This window comes from Pseudobutyrivibrio sp., from assembly GCF_017471675.1.
Taxonomy (GTDB): domain Bacteria; phylum Bacillota; class Clostridia; order Lachnospirales; family Lachnospiraceae; genus Pseudobutyrivibrio.
The window spans coordinates 35,786-59,784 of sequence record NZ_JAFUSK010000021.1 but is presented as its reverse complement, the minus strand read 5'-3'; the positions used below and the strand labels follow the sequence as shown (position 1 = coordinate 59,784).

Annotated in this window: 17 protein-coding genes and 1 riboswitch; of the genes, 13 read left to right on the top strand and 4 right to left on the bottom strand. The window is 37.8% G+C overall.

Annotated features, from left to right (window positions below; genetic code table 11):
• Positions 1-30 precede the first annotated feature (30 nt).
• The 7 genes from IJ535_RS03235 to IJ535_RS03205 all read left to right on the top strand — a co-directional run bounded on the left by IJ535_RS03235 (position 31) and on the right by IJ535_RS03205 (position 13,197).
• On the top strand, positions 31-945 hold the full coding sequence (locus IJ535_RS03235; RefSeq protein ID WP_330619489.1) for a sugar ABC transporter permease: 915 nt from the start codon (positions 31-33) through the stop codon (positions 943-945).
• 1 nt (position 946) lies between these two features.
• Positions 947-1,780, top strand: a complete 834-nt coding sequence (locus IJ535_RS03230; RefSeq protein ID WP_294298777.1) for a carbohydrate ABC transporter permease — start codon at positions 947-949, stop codon at positions 1,778-1,780.
• A gap of 9 nt (positions 1,781-1,789) precedes the next feature.
• Positions 1,790-3,742: a glycoside hydrolase family 127 protein gene (locus IJ535_RS03225; RefSeq protein WP_294298773.1), complete on the top strand. Its 1,953-nt coding sequence runs from the start codon at positions 1,790-1,792 to the stop codon at positions 3,740-3,742.
• 30 nt (positions 3,743-3,772) lie between these two features.
• A complete protein-coding gene (locus IJ535_RS03220; RefSeq protein WP_294298770.1) occupies positions 3,773-9,748 on the top strand; it encodes a DUF5695 domain-containing protein in 5,976 nt (1,991 codons plus the stop codon).
• 411 nt (positions 9,749-10,159) lie between these two features.
• Positions 10,160-10,330 carry a hypothetical protein gene (locus IJ535_RS03215; RefSeq protein ID WP_294298767.1) on the top strand — a complete coding sequence of 57 codons (171 nt, stop codon included), beginning with the start codon at positions 10,160-10,162 and terminating at the stop codon, positions 10,328-10,330.
• Positions 10,327-11,568, top strand: a complete 1,242-nt coding sequence (locus IJ535_RS03210; protein ID WP_294298765.1) for a radical SAM/SPASM domain-containing protein — start codon at positions 10,327-10,329, stop codon at positions 11,566-11,568. The genes IJ535_RS03215 and IJ535_RS03210 overlap by 4 nt, the downstream gene beginning before the upstream one ends.
• A gap of 3 nt (positions 11,569-11,571) precedes the next feature.
• Positions 11,572-13,197: an ATP-binding cassette domain-containing protein gene (locus IJ535_RS03205; protein WP_294298763.1), complete on the top strand. Its 1,626-nt coding sequence runs from the start codon at positions 11,572-11,574 to the stop codon at positions 13,195-13,197.
• A gap of 127 nt (positions 13,198-13,324) precedes the next feature.
• Here the strand turns inward: IJ535_RS03205 and IJ535_RS03200 are convergent, their stop codons facing one another.
• On the bottom strand, positions 13,325-14,500 hold the full coding sequence (locus IJ535_RS03200; protein WP_294298761.1) for an iron-containing alcohol dehydrogenase: 1,176 nt from the start codon (positions 14,498-14,500) through the stop codon (positions 13,325-13,327).
• A gap of 160 nt (positions 14,501-14,660) precedes the next feature.
• On the opposite strand from IJ535_RS03200, the gene IJ535_RS03195 reads away from it, so the two are divergent.
• From IJ535_RS03195 to IJ535_RS03170, 6 genes are all read left to right on the top strand, one after another.
• Positions 14,661-15,110: a DUF4869 domain-containing protein gene (locus tag IJ535_RS03195; RefSeq protein WP_294298759.1), complete on the top strand. Its 450-nt coding sequence runs from the start codon at positions 14,661-14,663 to the stop codon at positions 15,108-15,110.
• Positions 15,110-16,075: a translation initiation factor 2 gene (locus tag IJ535_RS03190; protein WP_294298756.1), complete on the top strand. Its 966-nt coding sequence runs from the start codon at positions 15,110-15,112 to the stop codon at positions 16,073-16,075. Before IJ535_RS03195 ends, IJ535_RS03190 begins: the two co-directional genes overlap by 1 nt.
• An 87-nt stretch (positions 16,076-16,162) precedes the next feature.
• Positions 16,163-16,259: riboswitch (THF riboswitch) on the top strand.
• Between the two features lie 68 nt (positions 16,260-16,327).
• Positions 16,328-16,846, top strand: coding sequence for a folate family ECF transporter S component (locus IJ535_RS03185; protein ID WP_294298754.1), 519 nt, complete (start codon positions 16,328-16,330; stop codon positions 16,844-16,846).
• Entirely contained in the window at positions 16,843-18,120 is a 1,278-nt protein-coding gene (locus IJ535_RS03180) for a bifunctional folylpolyglutamate synthase/dihydrofolate synthase (RefSeq protein ID WP_294298753.1), read from the top strand. The genes IJ535_RS03185 and IJ535_RS03180 overlap by 4 nt, the downstream gene beginning before the upstream one ends.
• 79 nt (positions 18,121-18,199) lie before the next feature.
• The gene (locus IJ535_RS03175; RefSeq protein WP_294298752.1) at positions 18,200-19,882 is read left to right on the top strand and encodes a phospho-sugar mutase; all 1,683 of its coding nucleotides are present in this window, start codon (positions 18,200-18,202) and stop codon (positions 19,880-19,882) included.
• 168 nt (positions 19,883-20,050) lie between these two features.
• A complete protein-coding gene (locus IJ535_RS03170) occupies positions 20,051-20,626 on the top strand; it encodes a TetR/AcrR family transcriptional regulator (protein WP_294298749.1) in 576 nt (191 codons plus the stop codon).
• On the opposite strand, the gene IJ535_RS03165 is transcribed toward IJ535_RS03170, so the two are convergent.
• From IJ535_RS03165 to IJ535_RS03155, 3 genes are read right to left on the bottom strand one after another with little or no spacing between them, the layout of a single operon-like run.
• Positions 20,594-22,150: an AMP-dependent synthetase/ligase gene (locus IJ535_RS03165; protein ID WP_294298747.1), complete on the bottom strand. Its 1,557-nt coding sequence runs from the start codon at positions 22,148-22,150 to the stop codon at positions 20,594-20,596. The genes IJ535_RS03170 and IJ535_RS03165 overlap by 33 nt on opposite strands.
• The gene (locus IJ535_RS03160) at positions 22,150-22,389 is read right to left on the bottom strand and encodes an acyl carrier protein (protein ID WP_294298745.1); all 240 of its coding nucleotides are present in this window, start codon (positions 22,387-22,389) and stop codon (positions 22,150-22,152) included. The genes IJ535_RS03165 and IJ535_RS03160 overlap by 1 nt, the downstream gene beginning before the upstream one ends.
• 19 nt (positions 22,390-22,408) lie before the next feature.
• Positions 22,409-23,791 carry a condensation domain-containing protein gene (locus tag IJ535_RS03155; protein ID WP_294298743.1) on the bottom strand — a complete coding sequence of 461 codons (1,383 nt, stop codon included), beginning with the start codon at positions 23,789-23,791 and terminating at the stop codon, positions 22,409-22,411.
• Between the last annotated feature and the right edge of the window lie 208 nt (positions 23,792-23,999).

Genomic DNA, 23,999 nt, shown 5'->3' with positions numbered 1-23,999 from the left:
TTTTAGAAATAGTTATTTTGGAGGGATGTTATGATTTCTAGAAAAAAGAAGTTGAATGGACCAGGGAAAATGGGATTTTTGTTTTCTCTTCCAGCAGTAATCTATATGCTTATCTTTGTTGGATATCCCACAATTTCAAATATCATTCTTAGTTTAAAGAATGTTAATGTCTTTAATTTTTCAAGACCTGAGGCACAGGAATTTATAGGTCTTTCAAATTATGTAGAGTTATTTACAGACGCTAATTCTGTAATGAGCCGTGCTATTTTGAATACTTTAATATTTACTGTAGCTTCAATCTTTTTCCAGTTTATTATTGGATTTATACTTGCATTCTTATTTAGCAAAAAGTTCCCAGCATCAGCATTTTTCAGAGGTGCAACAATGATATCCTGGTTGCTTCCAGTTACTGTAGCAGGTCTTTTATTTAAGTTTATTTTTGCAAGCTCAGGAGGTATAGCAAACCAGCTATTAATGCAATTGCATATTATTAAAACACCTGTTGATTGGCTATTGAATGGCCCAACTGCTATGGTGGCTATTGTAGTTGCGAATATTTGGATTGGAATTCCTTTTAATATGATGTTACTGCTTACAGGTCTAACAACTGTACCGGCAGATATTTATGAAAGTGCAAAAATCGATGGGGCCAATAAGCTTCAGACTTTGTTTAAGATAACAATTCCAGTGATTAAGCCAGCTATTATGTCAGTGCTTACACTTGGATTCGTATATACGTTTAAGGTATTTGATTTGGTGTGGGTTATGACCAAGGGTGGACCAATCAATGCAACAGAATTGGCTTCAACATACGCTTACAAGCTGTCATTTGAACAGTTTGAATTTAGTAAGGGCGCAGCTTCTGCAAACATTCTATTTTTAATTCTATTTGTAGTAGGAATGTTCTACATCAAGCTAATAAACGCAGAAGAGGAGGTAATGTAGGATGAAAAGAGAAAGAAAAGAAAACACCATAAGCTTTATCATTGGAGTGGTGATATTCGTTATTCTTATGTTTCCTCTATATTGGATGATTGTTACAGCACTTAAAACTCAGGTGGAAATCTTCCAGGTTCCTACTCCACTGTGGCCTAAAAACCTTACACTAGAAGCTTTCCAAAGCCAGTTTTCTGAATCATCAGCAACAATGAAGGGCTTTAAGAATAGCTTTTTAATAGCGTTTTCTTCAATGATAATATCAACAGTATTATCTATACCAGCAGCATACGGACTAGCAAGATTTAGATTTAATTCAAAGAAGCTTCTCATACTGTTTTTCTTAATGATGCAGATGCTTCCATCAACACTTATATTAACACCACTTTATATTATGTTTTCAAAAGTGGGATTATTAAATAATTACTTAGCGCCAATCCTTGCAGATGCGACTTTGGGAATTCCCTTCTCAATCATCATTCTTCGTACTTATTTCCTTTCTATACCAAAGGAGCTAGACGAGGCAGCGGCAATAGATGGCTGCAATCCGGTAACATCATTTTTTAAAATAATGTTGCCGATTGCAAAGCCAGGTGTGATTGTAGCAGCGGTGTTCTCATTTGTGTATGCATGGGGCGATTTGATTTATGGAATCACATTCATGACAGATCCTAATATGAGACCTATCACATCAAACATATACAATTATGTGCAGCAGTATCAGACACTTTGGAACGCAACAATGGCATTTGGACTTGTAGCAATTTTCCCAATAGTATTGATATTCATATTCATGCAGAAGTATATTGTTAGTGGACTTACAAACGGAGCAGTAAAGGCATAGGGGGAACAAATGAAATTCAAAGCAAATTCTTCAATACCAATAAGTGATATCAAGATTACAGATGGTTTTTTCAACAAATATAGAGACTTAGTTGGTAATGTGATTATTCCATATCAGTGGGATGTGTTAAATGACAGGCTAGAGGATGTGGAAACCAGTCATTGTATCGAAAATTTCAAGATAGCAGCAGGTCTATCTAACGGCAAATTTGAAGGTGCAGTTTTTCAGGATACTGATTTAGCTAAATGGTTGGAGGCTGTAGGTTTTTATCTATCAGCATACGGCAGGGATGAGAAGCTAGAGGCTTTAGCAGACGAGGCTATAGATTTGATTGAAAAAGCGCAACAGCCGGACGGATATCTTGATACATATTTCATCATCAATGCACCTGATAAGAAATGGAAGAATCTTTGCGAGGGCCATGAATTATATACCGCAGGGCATTTTATGGAAGCCGCAGTTGCCTATTATGAAGCTACAGGCAAAAGAAAAATTATAGACGTAGTATGCCGCTTGGCAGATTTGTTGTGTAATGTCTTTGGTAAGGAAGAGGGCAATTGCCACGGATACCCTGGCCATCGAGAGGTAGTAGTAGGACTGATAAAGCTATACAGAACTACAGGTGTTAAAAAGTATCTTGATTTGGCAAAGCACTTTATTGATATAAGAGGTGTAGGAGATAACTATTTTCTTGAAGAAGAAAAGCAACCTGATTTTGAGAGAATCTTTTCTGAATTTGCTAATTACGACCCAAGCTATAGCCAGTCTCATCTTCCAGTTAGGGAGCAAAAGACTGCAGAAGGCCATGCTGTTAGAGCTGCATATTTGTACAGCGCAATGGCAGATGTAGCAGTAGAGACAAATGATAAGGAGCTCTTAGATGCATGCAAAACACTTTGGGATGATATGGTTCACAGAAGAATGTATGTAACAGGAAGCATTGGTTCATCAGGCTGGTTGGAAAGATTTACAACCGATTATGATCTGCCAAATGATTGTAATTATTCTGAGAGCTGCGCATCCATTGGACTGGCCATGTTTGGAAAAAGAATGGGTGAAATCACAGGGGAGGCAGCATATTTTGATGAGGTGGAAAGAGCTTTATACAACACAGTGTTGTCGGGCATTGCTATGGACGGCAAGGGATTTTTCTATGTAAATCCGCTGGAAGTATGGCCAGCTGCATGCATGGATCACACCTCGCGTCTTCATGTAAAAAGCGAGAGACAGAAATGGTTTGGCGTGGCCTGCTGCCCACCTAATATAGCTAGAACACTTGCATCTTTGGGACAGTATATAGCATATACATCTGATAATAAGATTTATTTGAATATGTATGTATCATCTCAGATAAAGGCAGAGGTTTCAGGCAAGGAAGTCAGACTGGATATAAAAAGTGAAATTCCTTGGAATGGTAAAGTATCAGTTCATGTAGAGTCAGATGAACAAATGGTAGGAATGCTTGCACTTAGAATTCCTTATTATGCAAAGAATCCAAAAATCAGCGTTAGTGGAGCAGGGCTTGATATGAAACAGGATAAAGGCTACATCAGTGTGTCCTTGTCTGGTACAAGTATGTATGTAAGCTTTGAGTTTGATATGCCTGCAAGATTTATACATTCCAACCCAAAGGTAAGAGCGGATGTGGGCAAGCTTGCAATCATGAAAGGACCATTAGTGTATGCCTTAGAACAGGTAGATAATGGGGAAAATCTAGCCAACATTTTTGTGTCCGGTAAAACAAAACTACAGGAAGAATTTGACAATAACATCTTAGGGGGAACAACTAGAATAACATTCAATGCTCAAAGGATAAAAGAAGAAGGATGGGATTCTGGTAAATTATATGGTGAAGTGGAAAGTGATTTTGAGGAGGTGAAATTAACAGCCATCCCTTATTGCTATTGGGGAAACAGAAAGAAGAACGAAGAAATGTTAGTTTGGATGAAGGAGAAGTTTTAATGTAGTAGAAAGGAGAATTAAGGGGGACAAATGTCAAACACGAGAATGAAGAAAAAGGTTCTGTCGCTTGCACTGGCTACGATTACAGCATTTACAACTTTGCCAGGGAGTATGGGGACAATCGATGTGCTGGCTAAGGAAGATAAGGCAACTAGTCAAACAAAGACCACAGAGGAAGCAGATGGAAGTTATACATTATCCAATGATTATTTCTCTGTAAACATAGGAAAATACGGCCAGATTAGAAAGCTGTATATAGTGGGAGATAAATATCCTACAAACTATGTGATGAACGAAGAAAATGCTCCTGCTCAGGGGGCTAGCAGCACCCACCAATGGATGGGTGAGCTGATGCTTGCAACTAAATTTGGTGATGGTGAATATAGGGAAGGATACACAAGCCAGTCCGACTCTGATAGAACCATCACTCTTAAGGATAACAAGGTAATAGTTACATACAGCGGGAATGCGACTGAAGCTAAAGGAATAAAAGACTATCAGGTAAAGGAAACCTATACTCTTGTTAATGACAGGATAAAGTGGGACATCGAAATAGAAAACAAGAACGATGAAGTTCTTACAGTAGGAGATTTAGGACTTCCTATTACATTTAACGAATACTGGTCTGGTGGAGATGAAATCTACGAAACAAGAGTAGTAGACCACAGCTTTGTGGGAAAGAATTCTTCATACATATATGCTACACGCCCTAGTGGACAGGGACAGTATGTATTATTTACTCCAGATGACGCAACGGATGCCAGCTTTGAGTATCAGGATCACTGGAGAGTTGAGGAAAGAGCAGCTAACGAAAAATCATGGTGTCAGGACCAGGATGGATGGGCAAGTGGTTTGAACGTCTTCTACATCCATTCAGATGTTATAAAGAAAACTAATCGTGGTTACCTTGATAACACATCATTAAAGCTAAAGAAGGGCGAGTCAAAGAAGTATTCTTTTGATTTTAGTCCAGTTGATAATGAAGAGGATATGAAGTCTACCCTTTATGAAGAGGGAATTGTAGATGCTGTGGCAGTTCCAGGCATGACCTTTGCTAAAAACATGCCAGCCAAAATGTATCTTCATACGAAATATGATGCCAAGGATTTGAAGGTAAGTATCAAATGTCCTCATGAGTTGAATCTATTTGATGATAATAAGAATAGTGTCAGCAACAATCTTCCATGTGAAAAAAGCGAAGCTGGCACTTATGCGAAGTACGAATCTACAAAGCTAATCGATGGAGAACAATATCATATATACGATATTGCCTTTGATGATTTAGGTCAGAATGATGTAGTGGTTTCCTATGACAATGGAACAAAGGAAACTGAGCTGCAGTTCTATATCATGGATGATGTAAGCAAGGCTTTGAACACTCACTCTCAGTTTATGGTAGATAAGACCCAGTGGGATGCTGAAGGCGAGCTATATGATAAGGTATTTGACGATTGGATGATGGACACCAAATCAAAGCGCGGTGTTTTCAATGGCTATTGGGGCTGGGGCGATGATTGGGGATTGACCCACGGTGAATATATCGCTGAAAAGAATGTTTACATCCCTGTAGCAAAGGAAATTACTGCTATTGATGAATACCTGGATACTGCTATATGGCATGGACTTATGCAGGAGCATCAGGAGGATTACCTTATCCACGATTTCCAAATGAAGGAGCCAAACGATACTCCTACATACCGTGGCTATGCATATCCTCACATCTACAACACCTACTATTCAATGTACAAGATTGCCAGCAAATATCCTGACATTGTAGAGTACATTGAAGATAAAGATACCTATCTACTTAGAGCATACAACATAATGAAGGCTCTGTATTCAGACGGCGTATATTACAACTGGTCAACAGGTGTAATGGGCGAGCTTACTACACCTGATATTATCGCCTCCTTAAAGGCAGAAGGATATACCGATGAGGCAGCCGAGATTGAAGATATTATGGCAAGAAAGTATAAGAATTTCTCTAGCACCAAATATCCTTATGGCTCAGAGTATTCTTATGACAATACTGGTGAGGAAGCTGTATATACTCTTGCTAAGCTAAATCTTGGAAGTGATGAAGCTAATGCCCTAAGCATGATGCAAAAGATTGATTTGAAAACAAGGGCATGTAGAGGACTTCAGCCAGTGTGGTATCACTACGCTAATCCTACCACTATCTGTGGCGAAAGCTGGTGGAACTTCCAGTATACAGCAGCTCTGGCAGGATACTGCATGGATGATTATTTGCGACTTGAAAATAATGGATTAAATTCAGTAGATTCTGCCGAGGCAGAAAGAGTTAATTATGCTGCAAAGCTTGCAAATCTTACATGCATCAATTCTGGTCAAATAGATGCAGATCCAGAGAATATAGGCACAGTTGCCTGGACTTATCAAAGCGAAATGGGAAATCTAGGCGGACAGGGAACTGGAGGTGGAAAGATTCACAACGGCTGGAGACAGATGGCTGGTGAAGCAGATTTGGGTCTCTTTGGAGCACTTCAGATTTTATCTGCAGATGTTGCTACAGACCCAGTATTTGGTTTATTTGGTTACGGCTGTAATGTGGTTGATAATGGAGACAGTTATTCTATAAAGCCTCTTGACGGATTGAACACCAGATTAAACCTGATAGATGATGGTTGCTATGTAGAGCTAGATAGAGACAGATACGTAAATGCGAAAATTGCTAAAGATTGCAGTGATGTAAAGCTTACTGTAACAAATCTTGAAAAAACAGCACATAATACAAGCATTGATTTAACAGGACTTGCAGATGGCAGCTACACAATCCTGGTTGATGGTAAAGCTCATGGAACATTTAAGGCAGCAAAGAATCAGACTGTGACAGTTTCTGTTCCTCTTGGAAAGAAAGATACATCAGAGGTTGAATTTAAGATTGGAGCAGCTGCAAAGAACACAGCTCCAATTGTAGATGCAGGTAATGATATTGAAACATATCTTCCAGAGGTAGATGGAATAGATGAGGCTACAATAGTCATTGACTTCAATCTTTCTGCAAATCAGGAGAATGGAACAAGACTTATCGAATTTGGTGATTTAGATGAAAACTACTTGTATGTAAGCTTCAAGGGAAACAATCAGCTTAGCCTTGCTGCTACAGATATGAAATCTAAAAAGCTAAATACTGTGGATACCGTATATGCGATATCTCCAGAATATGATAAGAAGCTTGTACTGACAAATGATAAGGGCGAGATTGTTGTTTATCTTGATGGAGACAAAATAGCTACATTGGATTCTGGATTCGTATTTTCGAAGATGGGAGATGCTCAGAGAAATTATCTGGGACGCTCTCACGAGGAATCTATTAGCTTTTTAAATGGAAAAATCAAAGGCTTTAGTATGTATTCAAAAGCATTTGATGAAGAAGAAGTTTCAAAGCTATTTGGTGATTTAGCAGATAGAGAAATAGTATCAATTAAGGATTCAGCAGTTGTTACTAAGATAAACGAAGCCCCTTCATTACCTAAAGAAGTTAGCGCCTTATATTCTGATGGTGTTTACAGAAATGTGGAAGTAAAATGGGATGAGGTTTCGGCAGAAGCTTATAGCTCCAAGGGCGTGTTTACTGTAGAAGGTTCAGTAGATAAATCTACTGTTAAGGCTATAGCTAATGTTGTTGTAGTTGACGGTAAAGAGGTGAATCTTGCAGCTTATGCTACTCCAACAGCTATTGTAGACACACCACAGGATTTAGGTGGTGTTGCAGGATTAAACGATGGATATGATCCATCGGCATCAAACGATACATCCCATGGTGTATGGCACAATTGGCTAGGGGGTGCACAGGGCGCACCAGCATGGGTAACATACACATGGGATGATGAGGTTATCATCACAGGTCAGGATGCATATTACTTCAAGGATAATGGTGGTAATTTCTCACCAGCAGCTGTTAAGCTAGAGTATCTTGAAGGCGGCCAATGGAAGGAATGCGAGATAGTGGAAGGTCTTGGAACAGAGCTTGATAAATACAACAGAACAACAATCAAGCCAATACAGACCACATCTCTTAGAATGACCATCAATCCTAAGACATTAGGCTGTGGCGTAATTGAGTGGAAAGTATACGGATTTAAGGAAGGCGCTGTTGATAAGTCTGGATTAAATAGTGCTATTTCAAGAGCTGAAAAGGTTGATTCCTTCTTTGTTAAATCAGGATATGCTGATATGAAGTCTATTTTGGCAGAGGCTAAGGAATTGGTTACAAAGATGGGTGTGTCTCAAAAAGAATTAGATGAGATGACCGACAGACTTAACGATGCCATTGCCGCGCTTGATATGGATATCAATTTGGCTTTAGATGCTTCAGTTTCAACAAGCTATGTTTCTAGCTGGGAAACATTAGGTGCAGTAAATGATGGCGTGTCATCCTCAGCATCCATGGAAAAGCCAACAACTGGTGCCTATGGTTCGTGGGGTAACACATCAGAATACGAGACCATTACATACACCTGGGATAAAAAAATAAGCATTAACAAATCGGCTATTTACTTCTGGAAGGATAATGATTCTGAGGAAGTAGTGGGAATTCAATTCCCTAAGAATTACACCATTAGTTACAAGGACGGTGATGATTGGAAAGAAGTAAAGGATGCATCGGGCTTTGGTCTGGAAGAGGATAAGTATAATGTAACATCATTCAAGCCAGTTATGACTGATGGATTAAGAATTCAGCTAAACAAAAAGGAAGCTAATAATTCTGGCGTAGGTGTAATTGAATGGGCAGTTCTAGGTGGTGAGCCAGTGGAAGAAGAGCTTGAAGAGCTAGAAAAGGAAGATGTGGAAGAATTGCTAGAAAAGGATGTGGAGTCAGAAGAAAAGAAAGAAGAGAAAGACTCTGATATCAAAGAAGCTAGTAAAGTACCTGATGAAGAAGCTACTGAAAAAGATGCTGAAACAACAGAGGAAAACACAGATGAAGTGGAATCAATTACAGCAGAGGATTCTAAGCTGAAAGTTACAACAGATGAAGTAGTGCTAGAGGAAAAGCTGACAGAATTAGAAGAAGCTAAAGGAACAAACTTACTTTTAGGTGCTATTGCAACTACAAGACTAAGAGCATCTGCTATTGATGATGGATATCCTAATTCTTCATTAGAATACAAGTGGACAGTAAAGAGCAAGCCAGATAATGCAGCAGTTGCTATCGATAAGGATAATCAGGCAATCACAGATGTAAGCTTTAACCAAGCTGGTAGCTACGTGCTTACACTCACAGTATCGGATGGAGAACTTTCATCATCTGATGATATCAAGATTAAGGTGGCAAACGCTGATAAGCTTCCAGAAAAGCTTTGCGAATATGATTTCACTGAAAAATCATTAGACAAGAAAGCTAGATTAGTAAAGGATATCAATGATACTGGTTACGATTCAAACTACAGCTACAATCCAAATCCTGTATTTGCAGCGGTGGATGGAATAAGCTTTGTTGACATGACAGGCGGCTTCTGCGGATATGTTAAGCTTACAGATGAGTTAACAAAGGGCAAGATAAAAGAGGCAAAAACAAAGGAGCCTATCATTAATCCTGTTAATCCTTTCAAGCCATCACAAGGCGGAAGCACAGGTACCACACCAGTTAATCATGAGGTAAACAAAGCTGCAAGCCCAGCAAAGGACATCACAGTAATTGATACTCCTAAGGTACCTGCTGCTGGAAACAATAAAGTTGCTAAAACAACTGATAAGGTAAAGGCAGCTAATAGCTCTAAGCAAAAGCCTGAAGCTGAAAGCAGTGTAGATGAGAAATTAGAAAATAGTGAAGATTCTACATTGGAAGATTCAGCTGAGAACACATTAGAAGAGAATAATGAGCTATCAGAAGAAATCATATCTGATGAAGAAACACCTACTACAGGCGAGAAAAAAGATAGTAATGCAATTCTGATATTAATACTCATTGCACTGGCACTAATTCTTGTAAGTGGCGGATATGTAGTTTTTACAAAAGCATTGAAAAAGGGCAATAAGTAATATAGAAAGACCTATTTGGGATAAATGCCAAATAGGTCTTTTCTTAGTAGTGTCATACTGATAGTATATTTAGATAATAAATCCTGTGGGTAGGATGGATATGCTAAATGTTAAGCGGGTTTTAGAAATCTCCCAAATCCACTTATCGCCTTCTGGAAAAAGTTAAGTGGATTTCTACAAAGTTCATAGAAAATGCACTTTTTCAGGTGGTTGTTAAGCAGATAAATGCCATTAAGTATACAACGATTGCAAACTTTTAGAATTGAATTTAGTATTCCAGAACAGTAATGGATTACGTGAAGCCTTTGGAAACGTGGAATAATTCACGATTCATACAAGAAAAAGACATACATTTGTGATTAAATATTAAAGTAGTATATCGGTAGCTTATATGTTTGAGGAGGTTGTTTTATGGAAGAAAAGAAATTTCAATTTTTTATGCCTGAAATGAATACTCAAGAGATTCAGGCGGCATGTGGTGGTAGTGCGGGTAGTTTTGGTGGCACTGCTTATATGAAAACTGAAGGAACTCCAGCGAAAGCTGGAGTTCCTTTAATGAGAGAGGAAAAAATAGCAGCATGAAAATATATGGGTTTGATGAAAAATTTTTGATGTTAAAAAACAATGAGGGTTTAAATATAATTTATAGCACATATTTGAATAAAATATTTGGTCTAGATAATAGGGGAGTTGATTTATTTTCAAAACTAATTACTAGATTAGAGGCGCATGATGGTGATGATTGCAATGTTGACTCGGACATGAAAGAATTACTTAGGGTATTGTTGCTTAACGAGATTTTATTTGATTCATTTGATAATTATAAAAAAGCTGATTTTAAAAACATATACCAGAATTATAGAAAGTTTATTCCACATAAAGCCTATATTCATTTGACCCAAAGATGTAATCTTAATTGTACATATTGTTATGATAAAGATAACATTGGAAAAACACGAGAGCTGACTACAAAACAATGGAAAGAAATAATAATATCGTTGAAGGAACATGGATTTGATTACTTGGTATTTACCGGTGGTGAAATAATGCTTCGAAATGATATAAGTGAGTTAGTTTTATTTGCAAATAAAAATGATTTTAAAGTTCATCTGATGACAAATTCTACAATTAAAATTGATAGTAAAATAGTAGAGGCTGCATATCATATTGACATTAGTTTGGATGCTATTGATGAAATCGAAAATGCTAAAACAAGAAAGAACTCGAAATCATTTAATATCTTGAATAATATTATGTCATATGAAGATAAATATAGAAAGAAGATTACTATTAAACCTGTTGTTAGCTGCGAGAATGAAAATTTATATGCAGATTTTAAAGAGTTTTTTATTTCTCAAGGCTTTCATTCGGTTGATCCTCTTCCGTTGCAACCTACAAAAAGGAATGAGAAATGTATGTACCCTACTAGTTATTTGCAAATGTCAAAACATTCATTTGATGCATATTTTAAAATTGCAAAATGTAACGCATGCTACGAAGTTATTGCAATTAACTCCGATGGTAATATTTTCCCTTGTCAAGCTATGATAAACGATGTGTACTGTTTGGGAAATATTTTTGATTCACAATGGTTTGAAAAAATTGAAAAAAATAAAATAACAAAATTGTTCATGGATAATGATGTAACAACTGATTCACATTGTGTATCATGTAGCTATAAATACATATGTGGTGGACCATGTAAAGCTGTTTGCTATAATAAAACTGGAGATATTTTGTCTATGGACGAGGATTATTGTAAATACGCTAAATTGGAATCTAAACATTATTTGGAAACAATAAATTTTGAAGAGAGATAAAAAATGAAAAAATATTCTATTGAACTTTTAAAGCAATATTATAAAGAATTATTTATCAATATAGTACTTTTGCTCGCTGTATGTGTTTTATCAATTGCTGGACCAGTAATATTAAAAAATGGATTAAATGATATTTATAATAGTACAAGCATTTTAAAGACATTATTTAAATATGCATGCGTATTATTTGGCTTATACTTATTTAAATTCATGCAAAATAGATTTAAATTTTGGTTTGGATTAAAATTTAAAAAAAATGAATTTCAAAAGCTATACAATGAATTCTTTCACATGAATTATGACGCGATTCAAGATAAGGAACCGACATATATAATGGAACGAATTGAAAATACTGTTCAAACTGTATTTAATTTTTTTTCTGCTTCTTTAACTGGTTTATTAGTTTCAGTGATAATAAGCATTACTGCACTATGCTTAATATTCACAATTAATAAAACATTATTTATTTTTTATTTAATTCAAATACCATTGCAATATATTGGGTTCAAAAAACTCTTGAACGGAGAAAAATCGAGGTTAACTCTGCTAAGCAAAGATTTGCAAACAAAGAGAGCTATTTGTAAGAAGAATCTAAAAGTAATAGTTTCAAGCCCAGAAAATATGAAACAATTAGCAGATAAGAAGGGAATCAAAGATTTAATAGTAAATAACTTTGATTGTGTATTAAATGCTGAAAAAAAAGGAAATCAATATGCAATGGATGTGTGTGTGATTTTGGATTTTATTGCATCTACCTTAAAAAATGCATCATACATTATTATTGTTATATATTTTGGAACAAAAATTATTTCTTTTGGTGATTTGGCATTTTTGATGTTGATTAATGATATGTACTATTCGTCACTTAGTGATATGCTTAATCTACAAATCGATATGCGAGAACTAGCTGGTGCACTAGATTTTGTAGATATAGATTTAAGATATAACTTAGAATCAAATGGTAATGTACGTATCGAGCATGTAAATGAAATAAAAATAGAATCTAAAAGTATTGGTTATGAAGATAATATTTTACTTGCCGATGTCTTTGCAAAATTTGATGTTGGGGATATCGTTTTTCTTACAGGCGAATCTGGGCGTGGGAAATCAACAATTGCAAAAATGATTGCGAAATTAAATCTAAATGATGGAGTAAAGATTAATAATTATGATATAAAAGATATAAACAATGAGGATGTAAGAAAAAAAATATTGTACATTTCACAAAAAACAGAATTACTACCAACCTCTATAATTAATAATATTACTTTAGGAGAGCACTACTCGGATGATGTTTTAGATAACTTATACGCAGAACCATTTATGGGTAAGATAATAGATTTAGGCTTAGATACTGAAATACAAGAAAACCGTGCTAACATTTCGGGGGGAGATGCTCAAAAAATAATTTTAGCTAGAACAATATTAATGGATCCTGATGTGTTGATTTTAGATGAATCTTTTAACTCTATTGATTTTGAAACTGGAAAAGATATAATGACCTATATAAGGGATAAATTCAATGGAAGAATTATTATCCTTATTTCACATTCACAAGAATACAGGTATTTATGCAATAAAGAATGTAAGATTATGGATAAGCATTTAATTATTAATGATATTTTATAGTTTACGGGGCCATATTCAGTGAATATACTAAGTTTCTTAGTATTTTTAAGTAAACTTATTGTGGGTGGTCAAAAAAACGCACTCGGGCAAATGCCTGAGTGCGTTTTTATGATAGATTAAAACTGTTTTAAATCATCAATTCGTATATCTTCGTGCAATCATTTTTATCAAGCTTTACAAATCCGTTGATATAGCCAGGACGTCCATTGCCATCGCATAAAGTATCAACAAGCTGTGGAATATCTTCTTTCTTTGCACCAAGCTCATCAAAATTCTTTGGCATGCCAATAGATATGTAGAAATTGCGCAGTGCCTCGATACCAGCTTTGGCAGTTGCCTCTGGGTTATCAAAATCCATCTGACATCCCCATACACGTGTGGCAACCTTGGCGAATCTCATTACATCATGCTTCATTACATAGGTAAAGATTGCTGGAAGGGTGACAGCTAAGCCAGCGCCATGGGCGCAATCATATTTGGCAGAAAGCTCATGCTCAATATCGTGGCTGTTCCAGTCTTGGCTGCGACCTACACCTACAGAGTTGTTGTGCGCCATCATACCAGCCCACATAATATTAGCTCGTGCTTCATAATTGTTAGGGTCTTCGATTACTCGTGGACCCTCATGAATCATCGTAAGAAGCAGTGCTTCGATAAGTCTATCAGTGACCTCTACTTCCTTTGTGTTGGTAAGATATCTTTCATACAAATGCGCCATAATATCAGTAATACCGCAGGCTGTCTGATATGGAGGCAGTGTCTGGGTAAGCTCAGGATTTAGAATACTAAATTTAGGTCTGATGGCATCTCCAGAAGCACCTCGCTTATACATGCCATCTTCATTTGTAATAACAGAATCAGGGCTACCCTCGCTACCAGCGGCAGCGATAGTTAGAATTGTTCCGATAGGTATAGCTTCTTCGATATATTTTCCTGAATAAAAGTCCCAAAAATCTCCATCATAGCAAGTGCCGGCTGCGATTGCTTTTGCAGAATCAATAACACTTCCACCGCCAACAGCTAGGACAAAATCTATATTTTCTTTTTTGCACAAATCAATACCCTTATATACCAGGCCGCTTCTAGGATTTGGTTGCACACCGCCTAGTTCAACAAAAGGCAGATTTTCTTCATCAAGAGATTTTTTTACTCTATCCAAAAGTCCTGAGCGCACCACGCTTCCACAACCGTAGTGGATAAGGATTTTTGTTGCCCCAAAGCGTTTTGCCAATTTACCTGCTTCATTTTCCATTCCCTTACCAAAGGAAAAGAATGTAGGTGAATAAAATGTAAAATTTTCCATTATAAGCCCTCCTCCTTATAAATAACTAAGGCAAGTATACACTAAAAATAAATTGCGCACAATCTATTTATAGCGAAAAACAAAAATCTAGGATTTATTGATTTTAGCATCAAACTAAAATAAACTATAAGACAGTGAAGATGTAATAAAGAGGTGCTGTATGCTGAAAATATTTTATGGAACAGTGGAAGAAAATCTTTATGGACCAGCTTGGTTTAATAATAACTATGAACAAGAATGGTTCGAAGATACATTTGTGCAGGATATGGTAAGAGATGTTGATAAAACATCCTATAAAGAAGGGGAAGTTTTTGAAAGCAGTGTTTTAGGGGCTATTCCGCCAGAAAAATTATCTGGTGGAGTTAAAACACTTATTTCAATATATAAGAATCCAACTCTTGTTTTCGATGCAACTAGTTGTGGAGATAATTGTGCAATATGGCTTCAAAAAATTGGTCAAAAAGAAGATATTACAGTTACCTTACGCTATGCTATGAGATTTGAAGAAATAAATGATTTTGAAATATGCCTTTTGAACACAAATAGCATATATAAAGATAAAAAAGAATTTACTCTTGCAGCATTAAATGTTATAGATGAGGTCTTATAATGATAGGAAGTCACCATATTATAGTAGAGACGAAAAAAATAAAATATGAGTTTGATATCAAAAGGAATATTACGGTTATTCGAGGTGATAGTGCAACAGGAAAGACCACATTGATTGATTTGCTTAGTCAATTTGCTAGATTCCAGGGGAGAACAGGTGTCAAAGTAGAGTCTGATGTTCCTTGTGTGGTATATGCTGATGGGTTAATTAGCTGGCAGGAAGCAATTAAATCTGTCTCAGACTCTATTATTTTCATTGATGAGGATTATGGTTTTATTAAAACGAAGGAGTTTGCCAGTGTAATAAAAAATACATCAAACTATTATGTGCTTATAACGCGTGATTATCTTAAATGTCTGCCATATAGTGTAAACGAAGTTTATGGTATAAGAAATTCTGGTAAGTACAATTTTCCGCAACGTGTATATAATGAATTTTATCCTTTGTATGATGATGTTGAAAATAAAAAAATATCGGCAAAGTGTTTAATAGTTGAAGATAGTAAATCAGGCTACCAGTTTTATTCAGTAGCTGTTCCCGACATTTCTTGCATAAGCGCAGATGGAAATGCGAACATTTATAAAAAAATATTGTCACTAGATACTAAAGATGGTTGTTATGTTATAGCAGATGGAGCTGCATTTGGAGCTTTTATAGATAAAATCCTTCAGCTTAGAGATATGGGATATAAAATAGGATTGATTTTACCAGAATCCTTTGAGTGGCTTATCTTGAAATCAAAAGTAGTAGATATTAATGATTTGCAAAAAATATTGGAAACACCAGAAGATTATATTGATTCTAGAATATATTTTAGTTGGGAGAGATTTTTTACAGAACTGTTGGAAAAAGGGACAAGCGGATCTATAGCGGAATACCATAAGGATGAGTTGTCTCAGTATTATTTAGAAGGAAAGAACAGGGAAGCAATCCTTAATACAGTAAAGCTTTTTTTGGAGGAATAAATTTATTTTATAGCAAAAAATAATATTTTCTATTGCATTAAAGGATAGCTAATCTTATACTGTAGGCGAGACAATTAATTAGACAAATGCAGAGTAGAATTTAAAGCGTTAAGTGCCGTTTGCACAGGGAGTTGGCAGATGGACGAAGGATGTTACCGCGGTTTTAAATTCGCATCCCGCTGCTACATAGTAAGGTAAGCTATATACACCTTCATTGTAGGAAAAGGAAACTGCAAAGGAGGTGTATTTTTTATGAAAAAATTAATGAACACAAAGACACTCACAGTTGCAGCTATGCTTACAGCAGTAGGCATCGTCCTAGGCTTCTTTAAGCTGCCTATCAATCAGTTGATTGAAATCAGATTCGGTTCTATTCCAATTGCCCTTGCTGGTATGATGTTTGGACCAGGTGTGGCAGGAGTGGTAGGTGCACTTACAGATATCGGAGGATATCTGGTTAAGCCTACAGGCCCATTTTTCCCAGGCTTTACTATCAGTGGAATCATGAGTGGTATCATCTTTGGCGTAATGCTTCATGGTAAGAAGTGTACACTACCTAGGATTTTTGCGGCTCAGGTAGTGCACACATTTATTGTAGGAACAATCATGAACAGCTACTGGCTAAGCCTTCTTTATCTAAAGAACGGTTATCTTGCAGCAATCGTCACACGCCTTCCAAAGGAGCTTATCATGATTCCTGTGTATACTGTGATTATGTATGCTGTGCTTAATTCACTTGAAAAGGTAGGAATAAAGAGATTAGCAGTATGATGAAATATAGCTATAAAGAGGCTGTGGATTTTTTCAAGAGTATGCCACATTTTACACCACCAGCTGATGGTGGTGTGAAGAAGGATTTCTTCTCATTAGATGCGGAGCTGGCACTTTTAGAAAAGCTTAACAGGCCTCAGGATAAACTTAAATATGTACATATAGCCGGAACTAATGGCAAGGGTTCCACCACTACATATTTGGCTAATATTTTAAATGAGGCATCCGTTGTTACGGGTGCCTTTACTTCACCTTTCTTGTATCGATATAACGAGATGTTTAGGGTGAACGGAAGGGATATTTCAGACGCAGATTTTGCAGAGGTGTTTTCTCAGGTAAAGCCAGCCTATGATGAGCTTGCTAATGAAGGGATTTTTGTCAGTGAGTATGAGTTTTTGACAGTGATGGCTTTTATTTATTTTATAAAAATGGGATGTGAACTGGTGCTGCTGGAGGTGAGTATGGGTGGCAGGATGGACACTACTAATGTGATCCCTGCACCACTTGTATCGGTTATCACTCCTATCAGTTACGACCACATGACTATTCTTGGAAACACACTTACTGAGATTGCTACAGAAAAAGCTGGGATAATAAAGTCAGGTACTACTGTAGTAAGTGCCAAGCAGGAGCCAGAGGTTGTACATGTGCTTGAAGAAGTATGCGCCAAACAATCAGTCAGCCTTGAAATTGTAAAAGCAAGCCAAATAATTAATAGAGATATACACGGACAGAGATTTATTACATCAGATGGCATGGATTATGAAACTACCATGCTTGGTACCTATCAGATAGATAATGCAGCTGTAGCTATTGCAGCAGCCCGTAAGCTTGGGGAAAAGGGCTATCCAATCACGGAAGAAGCCATTAGAAGAGGTATCGCAAATACGAAGTGGTTTGGAAGGTTTACCCTACTTTCAGACAACCCTCCTGTAATCATAGACGGAGGCCATAACAGACAAGGAGCCACAGTCCTTCGCCAGTCCTTAGAAGAATATTTCCCGGGCAAGAAGATTACATTCGTACTTGGCATCCTAGCCGACAAGGAAGTAGACATCATCCTAGACACACTGCTTCCTATTGCAGATAGATGCTACACGCTGGCAGTGCCAAACCCTCGAACCATGCCACCAGAAAAGCTAGCCGAGATGATTCGTACCAGAGGCATAGATGCAGCTGTGCTGTCAGATGATATAACACTTGATAACATCAAGGAAAAGGCAGAGGTTGTGTGCATAGCAGGGTCATTGTATTTGATATCCAATTGTTTTTAACATACATTGGTTGACATGCCTAACCTAAAAACTTAAAATTAAAGGAGTTTTAAGTTAGCAAAACAAGGAGATGAATATTATGTACAATGATGATTATAAGCGTTGGCTTGCAGCAGATTTGGATGATCCAGATTTAAAGCCTGAGCTTGCAAAGATTGAGGGTAACGATGACGAGATTAAGGACAGATTTGCAGTAGCACTTGCATTTGGTACTGCTGGTCTTCGTGGTGTCCTTGGTGCAGGTACTAACAGAATGAACGTATATGTTGTACGTCAGGCTACACAGGGACTTGCAAACTGGGTTAAGACACAGGGCGGCAACCAGACAGTTGCTATCAGCTATGATAGCCGTATCAAGAGCGATGTTTTTGCTAAGGCTGCAGCTGGTGTTCTCGCTGCTAATGGTATCAATGTTCGTATTTACGATGCACTTATGCCAGTTCCAGCACTTTCATTCGCTACTAGATACTATAAATGTAATGCAGGTATCATGGTTACAGCTTCACACAACCCTGCTAAATATAATGGATACAAGGCTTACGGTCCAGACGGATGCCAGATGACAGATGATGCAGCAGCTATCGTATATGCTGAGATTCAGAAGACAGATGTCCTCACAGGTGCAAAGGTTATGTCTTTCGCTGAGGGTGTTGAGAAGGGACTTATCAAGTTCGTTGGCGATGATTGCAAGAACGCATTCTACGCAGCAATCGAAGAGCGTCAGGTTCGTCCAGGTCTTTGCAAGACAGCTGGTCTTAAGCTTGTTTATAGCCCACTTAACGGTTCTGGTTTAGTTCCAGTTACACGTGTTCTTAACGATATTGGTATCACAGATATCACAATCGTTCCTGAGCAGGAATATCCAAACGGATACTTCACAACATGTAGCTATCCAAACCCAGAAATCTTCGAGGCACTTGAGCTTGGCCTTGAGCTTGCTAAGAAGGAGGGCGCAGATTTAATGCTTGCTACTGACCCAGATGCAGACCGTGTTGGTATCGCTATGAAGTGTCCAGACGGAAGCTATGAGCTTGTTTCTGGCAACGAGGTTGGTGTACTTCTTCTTGATTACATTGCAGCAGGACGTATCGAAAAGGGCACAATGCCAAAGAACCCTGTAGCAGTTAAGTCAATTGTTTCTACACCACTTGCAGATGCAGTTGCAGAGCACTACGGCGTAGAGCTTCGTTCAGTTCTTACAGGCTTCAAGTGGATTGGTGATCAGATTGCTGGTCTTGAGGCAGATGGAGAAGTAGATAGATTCATCTTCGGTTTCGAGGAGTCTTACGGATACCTTGCTGGTCCTTATGTACGTGATAAGGATGCAGTTATCGGTTCAATGCTTATCTGCGAGATGGCTGCTTACTATCGCAGCATCGGAAGCTCTATCAAGCAGCGTCTTGAGGAGATTTACGCTGAGTACGGCCGTTACCTTAACAAGGTAGATTCATTCGAATTCCCAGGCCTTTCAGGTATGGATACAATGGCAGGCATCATGAGCCAGCTTCGCGAGAACCCACCAAAGGATATCGCAGGCATCGCTGTAACAAAGGTTACAGATTACAAGAACACAGCTGAGACTGGTCTTCCATCAGCAAACGTACTTATATACGGTCTTGAGAATGGATGCACAGTTGTTGTTCGTCCTTCAGGTACAGAGCCAAAGATTAAGACTTACTTCACTACAAAGGGTAAGGATCTTGCTGAGGCACAGGCAATGAAAGACAAGCTTGCTGATGCTTTAAAGCCATTATTTAGCTAAGTAACACAACCACCCAGTCACGGCTACAAGCCTAATGATTTCTACGCTCAGCATAGAAAGCTTCGCTTAAGAAATATTAGAGCTTGTTGCCTACAGGGTGGTTTTTTAATAGCTTGTTAGCTACGCACTGGCTTATATATTATCAGCTACGAATTTACGGAGACAGTTATGAAAGAATTAGATGAGAGATACAGCACAGCGGAGGATGCCATCATAGGCGCCTTTTTCCTGCTGAGCAAGGAAAAGCAGTTTGAAAAAATTACAGTGTCTGATGTGGTGAAGAAATCAGGAATTGTTAGGAGTACATTTTATAATCACTATGAGAATGTGCCTGCACTGATAAGTGCTGCAGAGGACAAGACTATCAATGATATTTTTGAGTTGATGGAAAGCTTTCATCCCAAGGGAGACAGGCAACTGTGCCATTCCTATTTTCTTGCTATTTGCAATTACACCAAGGATAATCCGTTTTTGACCAGTATATTGCACAGTCCAAGAGGCGATAGCTTTCTTGAAAAAGCTATGCTTATGTTCCATCGCTATGTTGCTAAGGTAAGTGAGGTTGGTTCTGGAATAATCAAGGATAATCAGAGCTTTTCTTATTTTATAGCAGCTACCATAGGAATTAATCTTGGTGTGCTTCACAAATGGACAGCGGAGGATTGTAAAGCCCCCGCTGAAGAAATAGCTGATATTCTAACTACTGTATTTTTAAACGGCATCTTGCCCTTTATTGAGATTTAATGGATCATTTCTTTTGATTTTACCAGTAGTGCTTCTAATAAAAGGCTCAGTCCTGACTATAAGGCTTGTAATATGCCTGTAGCTTGGCTGGGCTTTGTTATATTCATCAACAAAACCCTGTAGCACATTGTTGATATCAAGAGGGTTAATGTTACGTGCCTTAGCATAATCCATATCAGGATAGATGTGGGCGGTAAGGCCTGTGTTGTTGCCTGATATAATCACTTCTGCAACCAGTGGGTTGAGAGAAATCTTGTTTTCTATCTCTTCCGGCGAAATGTTTTCCCCGTTAGACATAATGATTAGATTTTTGACACGTCCGTTGATGAATAAATAGCCATCTTCATCAATATAACCCTTGTCTCCAGTGTGAAGCCAACCATCTGTAAAGGCTGCCTCAGTTTCAGCAGGCATTTCAAAATAGCCTTTCATAACGCTTGTTCCACGGACTAGTATTTCATCATTTTCGATTTTTATTTCCACATTATCAAGAGGCTTTCCGATAGAGCCTGGCTTGTGATTATCAGGAGTGTTTGTAGTGATTACAGGGGAACACTCAGACATTCCATAGCCTTCTAAAATATCAACTCCATATTTGGCAAACTCTTCAATATAAAATGGGTCAAGGTGAGCGCCACCAGTGAAAATGATTCTAAGATTTCCACCAAATATTTTTTCTTTAATAACATCAACAGGCAAATCGGCATTAGCTGACAATCTTTTGTATATGGATTCAATCATCAGAGGCACCATCAGTATTACCTCTGGCTTAAAGATGCTCATGTTTTTCACCATGTGCATGAAGGAATCGTTGATGCATACTATAGACCCTAGTGAGAATCCCTTTAGCCAGTCCATAACAAGGCAGTAAGCGTGATGAATAGGAAGTACACTCATCATTACACAGCCTGGCGCCACCTCATATTGCACATTAGCCACATTGTCATATAGATTCTTTTGAGTAAGCATTACACCCTTGCTTTTGCCTGTGGTGCCAGATGTAAATATGATTGTGGCAAGGCTGGATGGCTTAGAAGCAATCACATCAATCTTATTATTACCAAGGTTCATTAGCTCTGGTAATGTACCAATTCTGGCGTTTTGGATGAACTGTTCGTAAGAATCGTTAAGCAGCCAAATCTGTTTCAGATTAGGGCATAGCTTAAGAGCCTGGTCTGCAAGGCTAATAAGCTTAGGACTCAAAAACAGTACCTTAGCATGAGAGCGATTTAATAAATCGATTAAATCCTCAGCGGGCAGTAGGGCATCAAGTGGTACAGCCACATTATCACCAGTTACTATGGCTAGATAGCTTGCTATCCACTGGACACTGGTTTCGCCGATGATAGCCACATGGGAAGCAGATATTCCAGTGCTGTATAGCCCACCGCGGATTAACCTAATCATTTTATCTAAACTATCGTAGGTAACCTCTTTTATTTCCTTTTTATGCAAATACCTGATGGCGGTAAGCTGTTTGTAGGAGCCGGCGGTTTTCTCCCAAAGAGTGCGCAGATTTTCCATTATGATGCCTCCTGTAAATCCTGAATCATTGAAAGTGCTTCCCCGATAGTGCGGATGTTTACTATGCGCTCCTGTTGAAGCTCAATATCGAATTCGTCCTCCAATTCTCCTAAAAAGGACATGAAATCAAGAGAACTAAAATCCAAATCCTCTCTGAATCGGCTATCACCCTTTAGCTCATCAGTTGAAGCCTGGCAGTACTGGGATACTAATTCCTTAAATTGTTTTTCAATTGACATAACTGTTCCTCCACTTCGTTTATACGATATTTATTATTTCACCTATTGATAGGTTTGGTTCCTCGATACCTCTAAATATGATTCGCATTAAATAATAGTTGAAAAGCTCTACCTGCTTTTCATTAAGCTCAGCCACCTGATAATGATATGAAAAATTCATGCCACCATCCTCAGTGTGAGATACAGTCAGATACATCTTTTTGGTGGCAGCGCCATTTGCAAACCACTTGCAGTATAGTGGAATATCCTTTAGGTATGGATTTTCCATCTTAACAGGAAGAGGCTGATAAGTCAGATAGCAGCTTTCGTAGGTAGTATTTTTAGGAGTGCCATACCTTCTTGCAATCTCTTCATAAATCAAATCTGGGTCGTAGTTGGAATGCATGTAGATTTGATTTTGCATATTTTGTATTTCATAGGCTGCATCTAAAAATTCTGTATCGGGGCTAATCACTGTCCTGCAAGGAAACATAATGGTTCTGCTTCCGCCAGAGGTCCATTCATCATGGGTGGACCTACGGGAAATGAAATTCTGGATTGAAATATCCTCCTGCCCATTGTTTTCCTTTGATAGATAGGTGCGTATTCCAAGGAGCAACAGGTTTGTCATGGAAAGCTGATGATTCTGGCAAAAATCAAATAGCTGCTTGGCTGCATCTGCCTCCAATTTGTAATCCTTCACTTCTACAAAAAGATTTTCAAGCTCAATATCTGCAGAATTTAGTTTAGGATTGTTATGTTTTTGGCGGGATGCTTCTAAGGTGGCAGGCCCTGCAATATCGCTGTAAACAGGCTCGCCCCATTTATCTAACATATCATCCCAGAATTTCTTATCCTTCAAGAATCGCTTCTCATTCGATGCCTTTTTCAAATCATTCTTAAGCACAGCTTCGTAGTCTGCCAAATCATCAGGAAGAGGGGCATCGAATCTGAAATGTGTGTACAGTGACATAATATCGTTAGTAAGAACGGTAACTCCACAGGAATCTATTAGCCTGTGATCCATGTGAAGAAAGAACCCATTGTAGCCGTCTGGAAGCTTCATAAGAAAGATTTCAAACATGGGAATATCATCTCCATCAATGGTGTTATATGCCCATGACTGCATTGTCTTATTAGCTTCACCCATGGTAAGCTTTGATAAATCCTTGAGGGGAATATCATATTCCTTATCCTCCACAATATACTGAAGGATTTCTCCATTCTTATCTGGCTTTGTAAACTGCACTCGCATACAGCCATAGCGCTTGATTTCAAGCTCTATACACTTCTTAAGAAGCTGAAAATCCAAATCAGCCTTAAGTGATGCCACGATGCTTAGGCCGGAAACCTGCTGTGTGCCATATCTGTTAATCCAATTGTTATGCATTCTTTGTGCTGCTGTAAGTTTGTATTTTTTCATAACAAAATCTCCACTTTTTTTTGTTACAATGAAAACTACCACATTAGAAAAATCAAAGCTAGAGTCTGAATCATTTAATGAACAAATGTTGAGAAAGTGTCCATAACATATCGGACAGTTTAAGAAGAAGTGTTTGATAGTAAAAGATTAAACCTATGTGACACTAGTGTGATAAACCCAGTGATATATTGAAAAAAAGAAAGAGGAA